The 16012-nt window shown below is 69.1% G+C and carries 13 protein-coding genes; 6 read left to right on the top strand and 7 right to left on the bottom strand.

The features are described from left to right. Positions 1–160 precede the first annotated feature (160 nt). Positions 161–1246, top strand: coding sequence for a Zn-dependent alcohol dehydrogenase (locus E8A12_RS14820; protein ID WP_293370129.1), 1086 nt, complete (start codon positions 161–163; stop codon positions 1244–1246). On the opposite strand, the gene E8A12_RS14815 is transcribed toward E8A12_RS14820, so the two are convergent. From E8A12_RS14815 to E8A12_RS14790, 6 genes are all read right to left on the bottom strand, one after another. Then, positions 1243–2754, bottom strand: a complete 1512-nt coding sequence (locus E8A12_RS14815) for a carboxylesterase family protein (protein WP_293370127.1) — start codon at positions 2752–2754, stop codon at positions 1243–1245. The two genes, E8A12_RS14820 and E8A12_RS14815, sit on opposite strands and share 4 nt — an antisense overlap. Before the next feature lie 436 nt (positions 2755–3190). Further along, positions 3191–4003, bottom strand: coding sequence for a hypothetical protein (locus E8A12_RS14810; protein WP_293370124.1), 813 nt, complete (start codon positions 4001–4003; stop codon positions 3191–3193). Positions 4004–4030: 27 nt separating this feature from the next. Then, a complete protein-coding gene (locus tag E8A12_RS14805) occupies positions 4031–5386 on the bottom strand; it encodes a M23 family metallopeptidase (protein ID WP_293370122.1) in 1356 nt (451 codons plus the stop codon). A gap of 134 nt (positions 5387–5520) precedes the next feature. After that, entirely contained in the window at positions 5521–5871 is a 351-nt protein-coding gene (gene arsC, locus E8A12_RS14800) for an arsenate reductase (glutaredoxin) (protein WP_293370119.1), read from the bottom strand. Between the two features lie 39 nt (positions 5872–5910). Beyond that, positions 5911–8295, bottom strand: coding sequence for a M20/M25/M40 family metallo-hydrolase (locus tag E8A12_RS14795; protein WP_293370118.1), 2385 nt, complete (start codon positions 8293–8295; stop codon positions 5911–5913). Positions 8296–8359: 64 nt separating this feature from the next. Then, complete coding sequence (locus E8A12_RS14790) at positions 8360–8746, bottom strand: response regulator (protein WP_293370116.1); 387 nt, start codon at positions 8744–8746, stop codon at positions 8360–8362. Positions 8747–9168: 422 nt separating this feature from the next. Between E8A12_RS14790 and E8A12_RS22805 the strand changes: the two genes are divergently transcribed. Next, positions 9169–11685: a PAS domain S-box protein gene (locus tag E8A12_RS22805; protein ID WP_363212216.1), complete on the top strand. Its 2517-nt coding sequence runs from the start codon at positions 9169–9171 to the stop codon at positions 11683–11685. Next, positions 11669–12277: a response regulator FixJ gene (gene fixJ / locus E8A12_RS14775; protein WP_293370113.1), complete on the top strand. Its 609-nt coding sequence runs from the start codon at positions 11669–11671 to the stop codon at positions 12275–12277. Before E8A12_RS22805 ends, fixJ begins: the two co-directional genes overlap by 17 nt. A gap of 73 nt (positions 12278–12350) precedes the next feature. On the opposite strand, the gene ctrA is transcribed toward fixJ, so the two are convergent. Further along, on the bottom strand, positions 12351–13052 hold the full coding sequence (gene ctrA, locus E8A12_RS14770) for a response regulator transcription factor CtrA (RefSeq protein WP_293370110.1): 702 nt from the start codon (positions 13050–13052) through the stop codon (positions 12351–12353). A 309-nt stretch (positions 13053–13361) separates the two neighbouring features. Here ctrA and E8A12_RS14765 point away from each other — a divergent pair, with 309 nt between their 5' ends. The 3 genes from E8A12_RS14765 to E8A12_RS14755 are packed head-to-tail and all read left to right on the top strand — an operon-like array spanning position 13362 to position 16005. Next, positions 13362–14171, top strand: a complete 810-nt coding sequence (locus tag E8A12_RS14765) for an SDR family NAD(P)-dependent oxidoreductase (RefSeq protein ID WP_293370107.1) — start codon at positions 13362–13364, stop codon at positions 14169–14171. A gap of 60 nt (positions 14172–14231) precedes the next feature. Next, the gene (gene fliI, locus E8A12_RS14760; RefSeq protein WP_293370105.1) at positions 14232–15569 is read left to right on the top strand and encodes a flagellar protein export ATPase FliI; all 1338 of its coding nucleotides are present in this window, start codon (positions 14232–14234) and stop codon (positions 15567–15569) included. Between the two features lie 10 nt (positions 15570–15579). Beyond that, complete coding sequence (locus E8A12_RS14755; protein ID WP_293370103.1) at positions 15580–16005, top strand: flagellar export protein FliJ; 426 nt, start codon at positions 15580–15582, stop codon at positions 16003–16005. The last annotated feature ends 7 nt before the right edge of the window (positions 16006–16012 follow it).

The following is a 16012-nucleotide window of genomic DNA, read 5'->3' as shown; positions in this document are numbered from 1 at the left end:
GTCTTGCGGCTCCCGGGTCAGGCTGTCGATTCCTTATACGTCAGGTGAGGCGGGCTTTTGGGCGGGGTTGCGGCGAAAGCCCTTGGCCGCCCCATCTGATCGGCGATAAGGCTTTCCCGCGAAGGCCCGGTCCACGGGCTCCAAACCTAGGGAACCCGCCATGAAGGCCGCCGTGCTGCGCGAAGTGGGCCAACCGCTTCAGATCGAGCAAGTCCAGATCAACAAGCCCGGCCCGCACGAGGTGCTGATCCGCACCGCCGCCGCCGGCCTCTGCCACTCCGACCTGCACTTCATGCAAGGCTCCTATCCGCATCCGCTGCCCGCCGTTCTGGGCCACGAGAGCGCCGGTGTCGTGGAACAGGTCGGATCCGAAGTCCGCACCGTGAAGCCGGGCGATCACGTGATCACCTGCCTGTCGGCCTTCTGCGGCCACTGCGAGTTCTGCCTGACCGGCCACATGAGCCTGTGCGTCTCGCCCGAGACCAAGCGTGGCAAGGAGGATGAACCGCGCCTGTCGGCCCCCAACGGCCCGATGATGCAGTTCCTGAACCTGTCGTCCTTCGCCGAGCAGATGTTGATCCACGAGCACGCCTGCGTGGCGATCCGTCCGGACATGCCGCTCGACCGCGCCGCCCTGATCGGCTGCTCGGTGACCACCGGCGTTGGCGCGGCGATCCACACCTCAAACGTGCGGCCCGGCGAGACGGTGGCGGTGATCGGCTGCGGCGGCGTGGGTCTCTCGGCGATCAACGGCGCAGCGATCGCCGGCGCCGCCCGGATCATCGCCATCGACACCACGGCCTCCAAGGGCAACCTCGCCATGGAGTTCGGCGCCACCGACTTCGTCGACGCCTCCCAGACCGACGCGGTCAAGGAAGTGATCGAGATGACCAAGGGCGGCGTGCACCACGCGTTCGAGGCCATCGGCCTGGCCAAGACCGCCGAGCAGGCCTTCAACATGCTGCGCCGCGGCGGCACGGCGAACATCATCGGCATGATCCCGGTCGGCCAGATGGTCTCGATCATGGGCGCGGCCTTCCTCGGCGAGAAGAAGCTGCAGGGCTCGCTGATGGGCTCCAACCGCTTCCCCGTCGACATGCCGCGGTTCGTGGATTTCTACATGAGCGGCAAGCTGAAGCTCGACCAGATGATCTCCCAGCGCATCAAGCTGGAGCAGGTCAACGAGGGCTTCGAGGATATGAAAAAGGGCGAATTGGCCCGGTCCGTGATCGTCTTCGACGCCTAGGCGAACAGCGCCTTGCGCACCTCGGGGAGCGGGTCGCTGACGACCCGGCTCTCGAGGTCGAAGAGCTTGGTCGCGCGCGTCCTGGCGTCGTAGGCCGGCCAACCCGGATCGCCGGTCCTGGCGAAGGCCAGCCAGGCGTCGGACATCTGGTCGGCGACCACCTGGGGTTCGTCGCCGCGGCCGACGAAATTGCGGGCCTTCTCGACGTTGTCGAAGACCAGCGGGATCTCAAGCGCATGGGGCGTGCGCAGGCGGCCCTTCGCGACCGGGGTCTCCCAGGTCAGCATGTACATCCAGACCGGCGCGGCCTTCTGCGCGGCTTTGCGCTCGGCGAGCTTGATCGAGCCGGCCCACATGCCGACGGCCGTGCCGACACCGGACGCCAGGTGGGTCGGATTGTAGTCGGGGTAGGCGGCGCGCAGCGCGGCCACCAGCGGCCCGGCCTTGGCGCCGGCCTGGGCCTTGGCGTGCTTGGCCAGGTCATCCTCGTCGAAGGCGCCGAACTTCGGGTGGCCCAGCATGAAGAGGGTCGACTCGTCCTTGTTGGTGCCGATCAGCACCGGCACGTCGGCGTTGAGCGGCGAGGCGTCCGGCTCGAACGGGTCGCGCGGCAGGACCGTCCCGTCGACCACCGGGGTGTAGAGCCGCATGAGCTCACCCGGGACCTTCACGCTGGCCTGGCTGATGGTCTCCGTGGAGAGCGCTGCGAGTTTCTCCGGGGTGTCGGCGCCGAGGTCGGCCAGCAGTTGCCGGGTGACCTTGTCGGCGTCGGCGACGCGCTTGCCGGTGAGGCCGGGACCGGACTGGATCACGGCCTTGGCGAAGAGGCCGCGGGCCGGCGGCATGGCCATCAGGAGGCTCACCTTCCAGCCGCCGCCGCTTTCCCCGAAGATGGTGACGTTGGCCGGGTCGCCGCCGAGGACCGCGATATTGTCGCGAACCCATTCCAGCGCCTGCACGATGTCCAGCATGCCGGCGATCCCGGATTGGGCATAGGCCGGGCCGAACACCTCGCCCAGGTGCAGGTAGCCGAAGACGTTCAGCCGATGGTTCACTGTCACGGTGACCACGTCGCCCTTCCGGGCCAGCGCGCCGCCGTCGTACATGGCCGCGCCGCCGGAGCCGTTGGCGAAGCCGCCGCCATGCAGCCAGACCATCACCGGCCGCGCGTGATCGTCGAGGCCTGGCGTCCAGACGTTGAGGAACAGGCAATCCTCGCTGGAAGCGGGCTCGTCGGGGGCGGGCGGATCGCCGGGCGAGGTGCGCCGCTCGCCGGGCGCGAGGCCCGACTGGATGGCCGGCGCGCCATAGGCCACGGCGTCGGCCGGCTCCCTCCAGGCGGCCGGACGGGCGGGCGGCTTGAAGCGGGCGAGGCCCATGGGTGGCGCGCCGTAACGGAGACCCTTGAACACATCCAGGCCGTCCTCGACGTAGCCTCGGACGGGCCCGTTGGACGTGGTGACGACGTCCGTCCGGGTCAGGGGCGCATGGGTCAGGTCGTCCGCCATCTTGCTTCCTCCACGGCCTCTTCGCGGGCCGTGGCGACATCAAACGACCGGGCGCGCCGAAGCGCAAGCAGCGCTGTCTAGAGTTGAAGAGACAGGCCGGATCCCGACCGTCTGGTCGCTGGCGGGCGGCGCGGCGACCGCCTCGGCGGCCTGGCCGGTCAGGATGCCCTCCGCCAGCGCCTCGCCGAGGCTGTCGATGGGATAGCGGGCGTTCAGGTCGCGGAACGGGGCGCGCCCGCGTTGGGGCTTTTGCCGTCGCGACCAATGGCATGGCATCCCGCGCAATGGCGTTGTGTCAGCAGACGCCCGCGTGGGACGGGGTCGGACTGAGCCTGGACCGCCGTGGCGGCGAGAAGCAAGCTGAGGGCGATGATGGAGCGCAACTTGTGCATTGCGCTAGGAAAGCCCCTTCCGCCGGGGCCCGCCTTGAGTTGGATCAAACCGACGCGCGGGGCGTCATCACCAGCCAGGGTGTCGGCCTCGCGCGCCACTCCCAGACCGCAAGCAACTGGTCCAGGTGCGGCAACTCGGCCAGCCAAGGCGGCATGTCGAACACCTTCACCGCCTGGTCGACGCGGACGATGTCGTGGGTCGGGCCAAAGCGCTCGAGCATCGTGGCCAGGGCGCCTTGGCGATAGAGGTCGTGGGTCTCGACGATGACGTTCATGCGGGCCAGCGCGGGGCTCAGCGCGGGCTGCAGGATGTCGACCTCGGCGCCCTCGGTGTCCACGATCACCAGGGCGCGGCGCCCGGCGAAGGCCTCGAAGCCGTCCGGGGGGAACTCCCCGCCGATGATCACCCGATCGGCGACCCCGTTGATCGACGCCAGCTCTGCACACTTCATCCGCGCCGCCTCTTCGGTGTCGTAGGCGTAGACGGTGACCCCCGGCATGGCGCGCGCCAGGCCCACGGCGTAGTAGCCCTCGGCGCAGCCCACATCGATCACGCAGTCCAGGCCGCCCGCCTCCAACTTCGCAAGATAAGGGTGCAGCTCGCTCTCGTAGGTCCCCAGCAGGCGTGGGATCAGCGCGCCTTCGGTGGTGGTGTCGAGGTACTTCATGCCGGCGAAAGGCCCACCGGTGATCACCGGACCGTGGTGGTGGATATGGGTGTTGGCCAGCATCCGGGTGCGCCAGCGGCCGAGCATCCGCAAGAGGTCGTTGAGATTGTCGACGTCGGCGCCCTCGGGCCAGGCCTGGGACGCCTGGCGCGCCAGGGTCGCGTAGTGGATCGTCAGCTTCGAGGCCATCGTCTCCTCCCAACGGCCAAGCTGGGCCTAGCGTTGCAGGCTAGCCGATCCGCGCCCGCTGTCGGCGACCGCCAGGGCGCGCGGCGCACCGGTGGCGAGCAGGGCGTCGATCTGCGCTTTCTGGGTCCTGAAGCTCGCCAGTTCCGCGCCGGCCAGCACGGTGCCCTGCGGCACCTTGGCGCCGATCGGGTTCACCCGCTGGCCGTCCTTCCAGATTTCGTAGTGGAGGTGTGGGCCGGTCGCGAGGCCCGTGGCGCCCACATAGGCCACCACCTGGCCTTGGTGGACGTGAACGCCCGGGTGGATGCCCGTGGCGTACCGGGAGATGTGGCCATAGCCGGTGTCCCAGCCTTCGGAATGGCGGATGCGCAGCCAGTTGCCATAGCCTCCCCACGGGCCGGCCTGGGCCACGACACCATCGCCGGCGGCCAGGATCGGCGTACCCCAGCCGGCGCCGAAGTCGATACCCTGGTGGGCGCGAGTGTAACCGAGGATCGGGTGCTTGCGCATTCCGAACAGCGAGGTGATGTGCGCCCCGTCGATCGGTGTGTGTAGCAGGAAGCCTTTGATGTTCTTACCGAACTCGTCAAAATACTCCACGTCGTTCCCGCGCGCGAACCGGTAGAACTTCACGCCGTGCAGCTCGGCGTACTGCAGGTCGCCGGCCTCCACCGTGCGGCCCGCCTCGGTGACTTTGCGGTCGAAGATCAGCCGGAAGGCGTCGCCCGGCTGGATATCGCGCTGGAAGTCCAGGCGGTGGGAGAAGAGCTTGGCCACCTCGGTGGTGATCTGCGGCGTGGCCCCGATGCGCTCGGCGCTTTCGTAGAGCGAACCTTCGATGGCGCCGTCGGCCACCGTGGTCTCGTCGCGCAGCTTCTCGTCCAGCTCACGCAGACGCAGCGCGCCGTCGAAACTGCGCGATATGGTGATGGCGCTGGCCGGGCCGGTGCGCAGGGAAAGCCCGATCAGCCGGGCCTCGCCGCGTCCGGCGCCGGCGGCGCGGGGCTGGGCGATGGCTGCATCGATCGCCAGGCCGGCCTTCAGGTGGACGGTGTCCATGGCCTTGGACAGCATGGCCACGACGAGCTGCGCTTCGGCGGGACCGACGCCGGCGCGGCGCACGGCGGCCTCCAGGGTCTCGCCGCGCTGCAGCTTGACCGGCACGCTCTGCGGGGCGGCCAGGCCCGGTTGGATCGCGGCGTGGGTGAAGGCATTGTTCTGCAGGGCCGCGACGGCGGTGGTGTCGAGCGGCGCAGGCAGGTTCGGTGCGCGCTGGGTGACCGCCACGCCGCCCCCGATCGCCAGGCCGACAGCCGCAGCCGCGCCGGCCCAGACGTAAGGGGCGCGCGCAGGGCCGGCCCGCCACAGATCGATAGGTCGCATCTTGCCCCCAGGCTGCAGCAGGTCTGGTAAGGCCTGCGGCTGACAAAGCCAAGTTCCCGACGAGCCTCAGGAGGCCGTAGTTTCGGCGGCGGAAAGATGGCGCCGGGCGCGCTTGGGCGATTTGCCGCGCGGGCCTAAAGCAGGGTCAGGACCAGGTCCGCCGGGCGGCACAGGGCCGCGCCCTTGGGTGTGACGACGATCGGCCGTTCCACCAGGACGGGATCGAGGATCATCGCAGCGATCAGGGCGGCGTCGGAGGCGTTGGGGTCGGTCAGACCCAGTTCGTGCGCCTGGGTGCCGCGCACCCGCAGTACGTCATGCGCCGACTTTCCGATCTGCTGCAGCAGGCCCTCCAGCTGCGGGCGGGTCCAGCCGGCCTTGAGGTATTCGACGACCGTGGGCTCGACACCGTTCTCGCGCAGGAGGGTCAGGGTGTTGCGGGACGTCCCGCAGTTGGGGTTGTGATAGATGATGACGTCGCTCATGGGCGGCGGCTTAGCCCGGCCGGCCGAAGAGGAAAAGCTTCACCAGGTAAAGTGGCGCACGCCTTCGAACACGGTGGAGTCCGAAAGGTCGAAAGGCATCACGTGGGCGGGGCGCGGCGGCAGCGGGGCGACGCCAGAGGGCCACTGCTCCAGGGTCGCGGCGTATTCCGCCTTCAGTTTGCCCGGGCCGCCCGGCCGGATCACCAGGTCGAAGCCGGGCTGGACCGAGCTCCATCGTAGAAGGGTGTCGCCGCCAGGCTTCATCGGCATCTGCAGGGCCGCGCCGCCGATGGCGGTGATGGTGGCGGCCGTGTCGGCGGTGAGCCTCAGGTCCAGGACCCGGACCCCCGCTGGCGGTTCGATGTGCAGCCGAAGCTGGCCGTCGGGCTGCCTGGCGAGCGTGATCTTTGGCGCCGGCGCCTCGACATAGGCCGCGGGCGCGGCGTCCCTCAGGACCTCGCGCCGTCCGCTCGGACGTTTGCCGATCGCGCCGCCGCCGCCCTTCAGCGCCGCCGCCGACCAGGCTGGCAGGTCGGGCGTGGAGCTGACCCGCCAGGCCTTGCGGGCGTCCTGATCGACCTCGTAGGCGATCTCGGTCGCCTGGGGATGGCGCGCGTCATAGGGATGATTGAGACGCACGGAGAGGGTGACCGCGAGGCCCGCCAAGATCAGCACCACGCCGAAGAGGCGCGCGGGCGGGGCGCCCTCATCAGTCTGGGCCAGGGGCCAGGCGGCGAGCGCGGCCATCAACAGAGGCAGCACCAGCAGCTCCGGCAGATCCAGGCTGAGGTAGGCCGGGTGGGCGAAGTCCGCGGCGAAGGCCAGGCCCACGGTCCCCGACAGCGCCAGGATGAGCAGCGCGCCGCTTCCACGGTGGGCGCCGGCGGCCGTCACCGCCGCGGCCAGGGCCGCCAAGGCCACGGGCCAGGCGATCACGAAGGCGGCTGTCGGGGCTGCGGCCTGGGCGACGGCGGCGAGCACCAGGCTGATCAGCAGGACGCCGGCCCAGGCGCCGGGACGGCTGACGGGGCGTCCATAGGCGGCCAGCGCTAGCAGCACGCCGAGTGCGCCCTCTATGAGGGCCGTCTTGTCGAGCCCGCCGAACAGGCAACTGGCCAGCCCCGCGGCCAGGGGCAGCAGGGCCACCAGACGGCGGCCCCGCGCGAGCTCGGTCGCGGCCACCAGCAGGACGCCGACGCCCAGCAGGAACAGCGCGATCTCCCAGCGCGGCGCCTGGGCCAGCAGGAACCTCTGTTCCATGAAGCCCATGGCGGCGCCGGTGGCCTTGCGCGCGAAATGCAGCACCGCCGCGCCGGTGGTCAGCATGAACAGCGCCGCCCCGGCGCCGCGCGCTAGGTCCAGCCAGGGGAACGCCTGGATCTTCCGCGCCCGCACGACGCCCCAGGCCAATAGCGCCGCGGCTCCGGCCAGGATCGCCCAACCGACGAGCGGCGGGTAGGCCAGGGTGACGCCGCCGGGCGTCTGGCCGTAGACGAGGTCGCCGGACCGCGCCGGCAGGGTCGGGGCGAAGGCTATGGCCATGGCCGGCCCCAGCACCTGGTCGCCCATGTCCTGCAAGGTGGCGCGGTCTTGGGTGGCGGGCGTTGACGACGGCGAGTGATAGTCGAACTGGCGGCCGACAAAGGCGTAGTTCAGACCCGGCGCGCCGGCCTGGCGCGAGACGGTGAAGTCGGTGTCGTTGGGCATGTGCTGGTAGATGAAGCCGGTGAGCGACGAGGCCAGCGGTCGCTTTGCGCTCGCCGCCATCAACCGCACAGCGCCGCCGTTGTCCGTGCCCGTCTGGAACATCTGCGCCCGGCCGGCCGAACCGCGGGCCTCCATATTGATCACGAAGCCCACACGCGCGGCCATGGGATCGGTGCGGAAGAAGGCGTCGGCGCCCAGCAGGCCGGCCTCTTCGCCGTCGGTGATCAGCACGATCACGTCGCGGGCCGGCGCGCCGCGGGCCTTGATCGCCCGCACAATCTCCAAGGCGCTTGAGACGCCCGCGGCGTCATCCGAGGCGCCGGTGGAGGCCGGAACGCTGTCATAATGGGCCATCAGCGCGAGGGCCGGCAGGCTGTGATCGCGGCCGGGCAGGACGCCTATGATGTTCTCCACGTAGCCGCCCAGCACCACGTTCGGGGCGAACTTCGGCCGCTCGACGCCAACGCCCCTGCGGACCTGCGGATCGAGGCCCATCGCCGCCATACGACGCACCAGGGTGTCGCGCGCCGCGCGGTCGGCGGGCGAACCGACAGGGTGCGGGACCGAGGCGATGGCGGTCACGTCGGCCATGGCCCGTTCGGCGGAGAACGCCGTGACCGGCGCCGCAAGCGGCGCGGGCGCCGGCGGCCGCGCATCGGCCCAGGCGATGACCGCCGCCGCGATCAAGGCGGCGGCCAGCGCTAGAAGTCGTCCCAAGGGCGTCCCTCCGACGCGATTTTGCGCGGAGCCTAGCGGGAAGCCTGCGGCAAAGCACGCCCGCTCAGCGGGAAAGCAGCTCGCGGATGGCGCTCGGCAGCGCGCCGCCGAGCAGCGGCTTCTCCAGGATTGTGACGCCGAGCGCCTCGGCCTCGGCCCGGATCGCGGGCTTGGGCTGGGTGGTGATCAGCAGCGCCGGGCAGTCCAGACCCCGCGCGCGCAGGATCTGAAGGGCCTCCAGGCCCGATGCGCCGGGCAGGTTCAGGTCAAACACCACGCAGGCCGCCGCCGGCGGAGGCTCCTGCCGCAACAGGGATTCGGCGCTTGCGTGCACCTCAAGGCGAAAGCCTTCGATGCGCAGGGCGAAGGCGAGCGCCTTGCGAACCGAGCCATCGTCTTCAATGAGAAGGATCAGAGGCGCGGACGGGGCGGCTTCGCTTTCGGGGTGCATCGTCTTCGCCGTTGGGCCGGCGAGCCTCGGGCGGACCGTCGGCTCCCATAGGCGCCTGCTGCGCCGATCCACTTCGGTAGCACCCGCCGACTCCCAGCCAAATTGGGTAGCGCTACCTAAGTAGATTCACTTAAAGTTCGCCGACGATTTCATATATTACCTTATAAGACAATGGCTTGTGGATTTTCACATCCGGCCATGGCTATGTTTTTCACTCGACAAAAGGTCGCATCGCCCTAAGTCTGCCAATTGGGCTATTTCAACCCACGGGGGAATAAGGCAACTGTTCAGCGTGTCCTGTGTTCAAACTGCGGCGACGGGTCGGCTGTGGCGCGTACTGGCCATCGAATCCGCGGCTGCGGTCGCGGGTTTGACGGGATTCCGGACATACGTTGCCGCATGTCGGCCTTCAGAGGTTCGGCATGAGTGAAGCTCACCGCAGGAGCCAGCTTGGCACTCGGATGTTGCTGATCCTGGCCGCCGGTCTGCTGGCGGCTGGCGGCGTGGAGCGCGCGCGGATCTGGAGCGACAGCGATCGGGCGCTCAAGTCGGCGGTGACTACCCTCAGGCTGATCGATGGCGCCGACCAGATGGCGCTCGCCCTGGCCAGCGCCGAGGTCGACCGGGGCGACCTTACGGCCTTCAACATCGATGTCGCGAGGATGCGGGTCCAGGCGCAGGCGGTCTCGCGACTGGCCCAGAGCGACGCCGCACAGGCGGCGCGGGCGGCCCGGGCGCTCGCCCTGTCCGAAGCCGCTGTGGCCGATCTCTCCGGCGGCCGAGCCGGCGGCGACGCCCAGGCCTCGGCGGCCAGCCGCGCGATCGGCCAGCTGGTCGACGCCGAGCGGGTCAAGGCCGTCGCCTACACCCCTCAGTTCCGTGAACAATGGAAGCGCACCATGGCCAGCCTGGCGGTCATGCTGCTGGGTATGGCGGCCGCGATCTGGGCGGTCGTGCTGTTCGTCCGCCGCCTCCGCCGCTCCGACCGGGCGCTCGCCCAGGCCACCGCGGAGCTTTCCGCCGCCGAGATCGACGCGCGTCGCAACGCCGCCTTCATGGAAGGGGTGGGCGCGGCCACGCCGGACATCATCTACGCCAAGGACGCCGAGTTCCGCATGGTCTACCTCAACCCGGCTGGCGCCGCGGCGATCGGCCGGCCGGTCGAGGAGATCATCGGACGGCGCAACCACGAGCTGGCGATCGACATCACCGAGCTCGGGGATCACGACGCGGCCGACCGCGAGGTGATCTCAACCGGCAAGACCATGATGGTGGAAGGCCGCTTCACCTCGCCCGACGGGGAGGCGCGCTACCTGCGCTCGACCAAGTTCGCCCTGCGCGACCGCGACGGAGCGATCATCGGGGTGGCGGGCCTGACCATCGACATGACCTCCGCCTACGCCGCGCGCGAGGCGCTGGCGGAATCGGAAGCCAAGCACCGTTCCATCGCCAACGCGATGCCCGCCCTGGTCTGGTCGTCTGACGCCGGGGGCGCGCGGGACTTCTACAACGACCGCTGGAGCCAGTTCATCGGCGCCTTCAATGGCGAGACCGCCGGCTGGTCGTGGCTGGAGAAGGTGCACCCCGACGACCGCGAACAGGTGGAGACCTACATCCGCCGCTGCATCGGGCGCGGCGAGCCTTATGAGATCGAATACCGCTTGGTGGGGGCGCGCGGGCCGCGCTGGTTCCTGGAGCGTGGCGTGCCCGTGCGCAACGAGGACGGCCGCATCCACCGCTGGGACGGCGCCTACACCGACATCCAGGAACTGATCGAGAGCCGCCGGGCCAAGGAGCAGGCCTTCGCCGAGCTGGAGGCGCGCGAGGCGCACCTGCGCTCGATCCTCGATTCCGTGCCCGACGCCATGATCGTCATCGACGAGCGGGGGACCATCCAGTCGTTCTCCTCCGCCGCGGAGCGCCAATTCGGCTGGACCCCGGACGAGGCGATCGGGCGCAACGTCAGCTTCCTGATGCCGGAGCCTTACCGCGAGGCGCACGACGGCATCCTGTCGCGCTACCTGACCACGGGCGAGCGCCGGGTGATCGGCCTGGGCCGGGTGGTGGTCGGCGCGCGCCGCGATGGCTCGACCTTCCCCATGGAGCTGTCGGTGGGGGAGATGCGCTCGGGCGAGCGGCGGTTCTTCACCGGTTTCGTCCGTGATCTGACCGAACGCCAGGAGGCCGAACGCCGGTTCCAGAACGTGCAGTCGGAACTGGCCCATGTCTCGCGCCTGAGCGCCATGGGCGAGATGGCCTCGGCCCTGGCCCACGAGCTGAATCAGCCGCTGTCGGCCACCGCCAACTACATCCAGGGGTCGCGGCGGCTGCTCGACGAGGAACCGCTCGACAAGGAGGTCATCGGCGACGCCCTGACCATGGCCGGGGAGCAGATGTTCCGCGCCGGCGACATCATCCGGCGCCTGCGGGACTTTGTCTCCAAGGGCGAGACGGAGCGGCAGATCGAGGATCTGCCGAAGCTGCTGGAGGAAGCCGGCGCGTTGGCCATGGTTGGCGCCAAGGACCGCGGGGTGGCGCTGCGCTACGACATCGCCCCAGAAATCGGCGCGGTGATGGTCGACAAGGTGCAGATTCAGCAGGTCGTTCTGAACCTGATGCGCAACGGCCTAGAGGCCATGGCGGAGTCGGACCGGCGCGACCTGGTGGTCTCCGTCCGACCGGCTCCTGACGACATGGTGGTGGTGTCGGTCAGCGACAGCGGGACCGGGCTGAGCCCGGAAGTCGCCAGCCAGCTCTTCCAGCCCTTTGTCACCACCAAGAAACACGGAATGGGCGTGGGTCTGTCGATCTCGCGCACGATCGTCGAGGCCCATGGCGGCCGGATCTGGGCCGATAGCGAGCCCGGCCAGGGGACGACCTTCCACTTCAGTTTGCGTGCTGTACGAGAGGAGGAAATGGCCCATGGCGAACTCGTCTGAGGTCTACATCGTCGATGATGACGAGGCGATCCGAAGGTCGCTGGCGTTCCTGCTGCGCGCCGGCGGCCTACGATCGCGTACATTCGAGAGCGCCGTGGCGTTCCTGGAGGAGGCGCGAGACCTGGCGGGAGGCTGCGTGATCACCGACGTGAGGATGCCGGGACTTGACGGGGTCGAGCTGGTCCGCCGCCTCTCACAGGAGCGCCTGCCGCTGACTTGCGTCGTGATCACCGGTCATGGCGATATTTCGCTGGCGGTGGAGGCGATGAAGGCCGGCGCCGTCGACTTCATCGAAAAGCCATTCAAAGACGAGGTGCTGCTCGCGGCGGTGAACAAGGCGCTGAACAGCGACGACCGCGTCCGACAGGACGAGCAGTCGCGTCTCACCTACCAGTCCGCCTTCGCGGGACTGTCGAAGCGTGAGCGCGAGGTGCTGGAGCAGGTGGTGGTGGGCAAGACCAGCAAGATCATCGCCTACGACCTGGGGATCAGCCCGCGCACGGTGGAGGTCTACCGCGCCGGCATGATGATGAAGACCGGCGCCAAGAGCCTGTCGGAACTGGTGCGCATGGCGCTGCTGGCGGGACTTTAAGGGCTGCGCGCAAAGAAGAAGGGCGCCCCTTGCGGGACGCCCTTCTCTGTTCAGCGACAGGTCGGCTTGGCGCTTAGGCCGCGACGACGGCGCCGATCTCCTGCGGGTCGCGCAGCACATAGCCGCGGCCCCAGACGGTTTCGATGTGGTGCTTGCCCTCGGCGGCGGCGGCCAGCTTCTTGCGCAGCTTGCAGATGAAGACGTCGATGATCTTCAGCTCCGGCTCGTCCATGCCGCCGTAGAGGTGGTTGAGGAACATCTCCTTGGTGAGGGTCGTGCCCTTCCGCAGGGAGAGGAGTTCCAGCATCTGGTATTCCTTGCCGGTCAGGTGGACCCGCAGGCCGTTCACCTCGACGGTCTTGGCGTCGAGGTTCACGAGGATGTCGCCGGTCTTGATGACCGATTGGGCGTGGCCCTTGGAGCGGCGGACCACGGCGTGGATACGCGCCACCAGCTCGTCCTTGTGGAAGGGCTTGGTCATGTAGTCGTCAGCGCCGCCGGAGAAGGTCTTCACCTTGGTGTCGATCTCGGCGGAGCCCGACAGGATCATGATCGGGGTGTTGATCTTGCCGACGCGCAGAGTGCGCAGCACGTCCATGCCGCTCATGTCCGGCAGATTCAGATCGAGCAGGATGAGGTCGTAGTCGTAGATCTTGCCCAGATCGACGCCTTCCTCGCCCAGATCGGTCGTATAGACGTTGAAGCCCTCCGACTTGAGCATCAGCTCGATGCTCTGCGCGGTGGCGCTGTCGTCTTCTATCAACAGTACCCGCATTATCGCTCTCCAGTGCGTTCCCGCGTGCCCCGCGAATTCAGTGAATCCGCCCTGGACCTCGCCGTTAACCTGCCTGCGAGTTAATTTAAGACTGGTTAATCGGGAGTGTCCGTCGCCACCGAATCGTTAATCCGATGCGGAATCCGCTACAAGAGTCGCAGGGCGGCCGCGGAGTCGCAGGGCTGTTGAATCTTTTGTGATTGGACAGGACTGCCGAAGCGCGGGGGTCGCTCGCCGCGCGGGAACGGGCCTTGGAGCCCAGTCGTTTGATCCCCAGATTGGCCGCTGTGCGCCACGTCGGGAGGAACCATGGCTTCGAAGTTCAAACCCTTGGCGGGTCAGGTGATTGTCGTGACCGGGGCGGCGTCGGGCGTCGGACTCGAGGCGGCCCGGCTGGCGGCCAAGGCCGGAGCGGCGGTCGTGCTGGCCGGCCGCGACGAGCAGAGCCTGCGCGCCGTGTGCGAAGAGATCGGCAAGGCGGGCGGGCGATGCCATCCCGTGGCCGGCGACACCGCGACCGCCGAGGGCTGCGACCGTGTGGCGCGGGCGGCTGCGGCGCGGTTCGGTCGCATCGACAGCTGGATCGAGGCTGTGGGCGAGGCGGCGGCCTTGGCGCATGCGGCAAAGGCGTTGGCCCTGCACATCGGCGATCGCGACGAGCCGGGCGCACTGGTGGGCTTTGGCCGACGCCTCGACGCGGCGGCGCGGGCGCAGTTGAAGGCCGCCAAGGGCAAGGTGGCCGCCACCCTGATCAAGCTGCCCCGGGACTGGCGTCATGACAGTCCACCGGTGGTCGCCGCCCAGGCGGCGCTGCACGCCGTCATCCGGCCGATGGGCCAGATGGCGGTGGCGGCCAAGGGCGCGCGCCTGACGGCGGCGACGACCGCACGCAAGCATCCCGGCCTCCTGGTCAGCGTGGGCCTGTTGGCCGTGGCCGGCGCGGCCCTGTGGTTCGGCCGCGGCCGGATCGCCCAGGTGGCGACCGCGGCGCGACCGCGCATGGCCCGCGCCGTGCGGCCAGTGTTGACAGGGGTGGTTAAGCGCCGCCCGCTGCTGGCCGCCAAGATGGTCGCCAAACATCCCAAACAGGCCCTGAAATTGGCAAAGGCTCTGCGCTGATCTTCATCACCCTTTAATCGCGATCGCATGACTCTGTGGCCCTGAATTCGAGGGCTGTTCTTGAAGAGTCTTGTGGCCGCGGTCGAGCGGCTCGATCCCCTGACCGTGTCCGGCCGCGTGGCCGCGGTGAACGGCCTTCTGATCGAGGCGCGCGGCGGGCTGACTCGTCTGGCGGTCGGCGCCCGCGCCGAGATCGTCCGCTTCGGTGAAAAGCCGCTGTCGGCCGAGGTGGTGGGATTCCGCGACACCCGCGCGCTCCTGATGCCGTTCGGCCCGGTCGAGGGCGTGGCTCCGGGCGCCGAAATCCGTATCGAACCCCTGGGCTCGGCCGTGCGGCCCACCAAGGCCTGGCTCGGCCGCATCGTCGACGCCTTCGGCCAGCCGATCGACGGCAAGGGCCCGCTGCCTCAGGGCCTGGCCGCCTATCCCCTGCGCGCCGCGCCCCCATCGGCCCACGCCCGCGCCCGCGTCGGCGGGCGGCTGGACATGGGCGTACGCGCCATGAACGTCTTCACCACCTGCTGTCGCGGCCAGCGCCTGGGCGTGTTCGCCGGCTCCGGAGTCGGCAAGTCGGTTCTGCTCTCCATGCTGGCCAAGAACGCCGACTGCGATGCGGTCGTGGTCGGCCTGATCGGCGAACGGGGCCGCGAGGTCCGTGAGTTCATCGAGGAGACCCTGGGCGAAGAGGGCCTGAAGCGCGCCATCGTGGTGGTAGCCACCTCCGACGAGCCGGCCCTGAAGCGCCGCCAGGCTGCCTACATGACCATGGCGATCGCCGAATATCTGCGCGACCAGGACATGGAAGTCCTCTGCCTGATGGACTCGGTGACCCGTTTCGCCATGGCCCAGCGCGAAATCGGCCTGGCCGCCGGCGAACCGCCGACCACCAAGGGCTATACGCCGACTGTTTTCACCGAATTGCCGAAACTGCTGGAGCGCGCGGGTCCCGGTCCGATCCGCCCCGACGGGACCAAGGCCGGGCCGATCACCGGCATCTTCACGGTGCTGGTCGACGGCGACGACCACAACGAGCCGATCGCCGACGCCGTGCGCGGCATCCTGGACGGCCACATCGTCATGGAACGCGCCATCGCCGAGCGTGGCAGATTTCCGGCCATCAACGTCCTCAAGTCCATCAGCCGGACCATGCCTGGCTGCCACGGCCCGCACGAGCGCGAGATCGTCAAATCGGCGCGCCAGACGCTGGCTGCCTACGCCAACATGGAAGAGTTGATCCGCATCGGCGCCTACCGTACCGGCGCCGACCCGCAGGTCGACCGCGCCATCGCGCTGAATCCCGCCCTGGAAGGCTTCCTGGCGCAGGACAAGGACGAGGTCACCAGCCTCGACGCCGGCTTCGAGCGCCTCGGCGCGATCCTGAACAGTGTCCCTGGATGAGTATTTGCAAATGAGCTGGTCGGAGTCCCTCATCAAGCTCGCCACCTACGAAGTCGAGAACCGCCAGCTCCGGCTGGCTGAGATCGCCAAGCGATTGGCGGACGCGAACACGCGCCTGGCGGTGCTCACCGCCGAGGGCGAAGCCGAGGCCAAGCACGCCGCCCAGAACGCCGAAGCCGGCTGGTATCTGGCGGGCTACGCCGAAGGCCTGAAGATCCGCAAGGCGGCCCTGCAGGCCGATATCGACGCCATCGAGACCGAGGAGCGCGGCGCGCGCGACGCGCTGGCCCAGGCTTTCGAAGAGCAGAAGAAGTACGAGCAGGTCGCCGAGAGCGCCCGGCGCGCCGAGGTCAAGGAAGCCAGCCGCCGCGAGAACGCCGAACTCGATGAAGTGGGCATGCGCGCCGTGCGCCGCGCGGCCGGAAACGCGGCCTAGGGCGGCA

The organism is Phenylobacterium sp., assembly GCF_004799395.1.
GTDB lineage: Bacteria > Pseudomonadota > Alphaproteobacteria > Caulobacterales > Caulobacteraceae > Phenylobacterium.
This window is presented reverse-complemented; position numbering and strand designations above follow the sequence as displayed.

Bases quoted from the DNA above. Each gene is read 5' to 3' on its own strand.
- arsC (WP_293370119.1), bottom strand. From the start codon at position 5,871: ATGAGCGACGTCATCATCTATCACAACCCCAACTGCGGGACGTCCCGC.
- E8A12_RS22805 (WP_363212216.1), top strand. From the start codon at position 9,169: ATGAGTGAAGCTCACCGCAGGAGCCAGCTTGGCACTCGGATGTTGCTG.
- E8A12_RS14790 (WP_293370116.1), bottom strand. From the start codon at position 8,746: ATGCACCCCGAAAGCGAAGCCGCCCCGTCCGCGCCTCTGATCCTTCTC.
- fixJ (WP_293370113.1), top strand. From the start codon at position 11,669: ATGGCGAACTCGTCTGAGGTCTACATCGTCGATGATGACGAGGCGATC.
- ctrA (WP_293370110.1), bottom strand. From the start codon at position 13,052: ATGCGGGTACTGTTGATAGAAGACGACAGCGCCACCGCGCAGAGCATC.
- E8A12_RS14810 (WP_293370124.1), bottom strand. From the start codon at position 4,003: ATGGCCTCGAAGCTGACGATCCACTACGCGACCCTGGCGCGCCAGGCG.
- E8A12_RS14755 (WP_293370103.1), top strand. From the start codon at position 15,580: ATGAGCTGGTCGGAGTCCCTCATCAAGCTCGCCACCTACGAAGTCGAG.
- E8A12_RS14820 (WP_293370129.1), top strand. From the start codon at position 161: ATGAAGGCCGCCGTGCTGCGCGAAGTGGGCCAACCGCTTCAGATCGAG.
- E8A12_RS14765 (WP_293370107.1), top strand. From the start codon at position 13,362: ATGGCTTCGAAGTTCAAACCCTTGGCGGGTCAGGTGATTGTCGTGACC.
- E8A12_RS14805 (WP_293370122.1), bottom strand. From the start codon at position 5,386: ATGCGACCTATCGATCTGTGGCGGGCCGGCCCTGCGCGCGCCCCTTAC.
- E8A12_RS14815 (WP_293370127.1), bottom strand. From the start codon at position 2,754: ATGGCGGACGACCTGACCCATGCGCCCCTGACCCGGACGGACGTCGTC.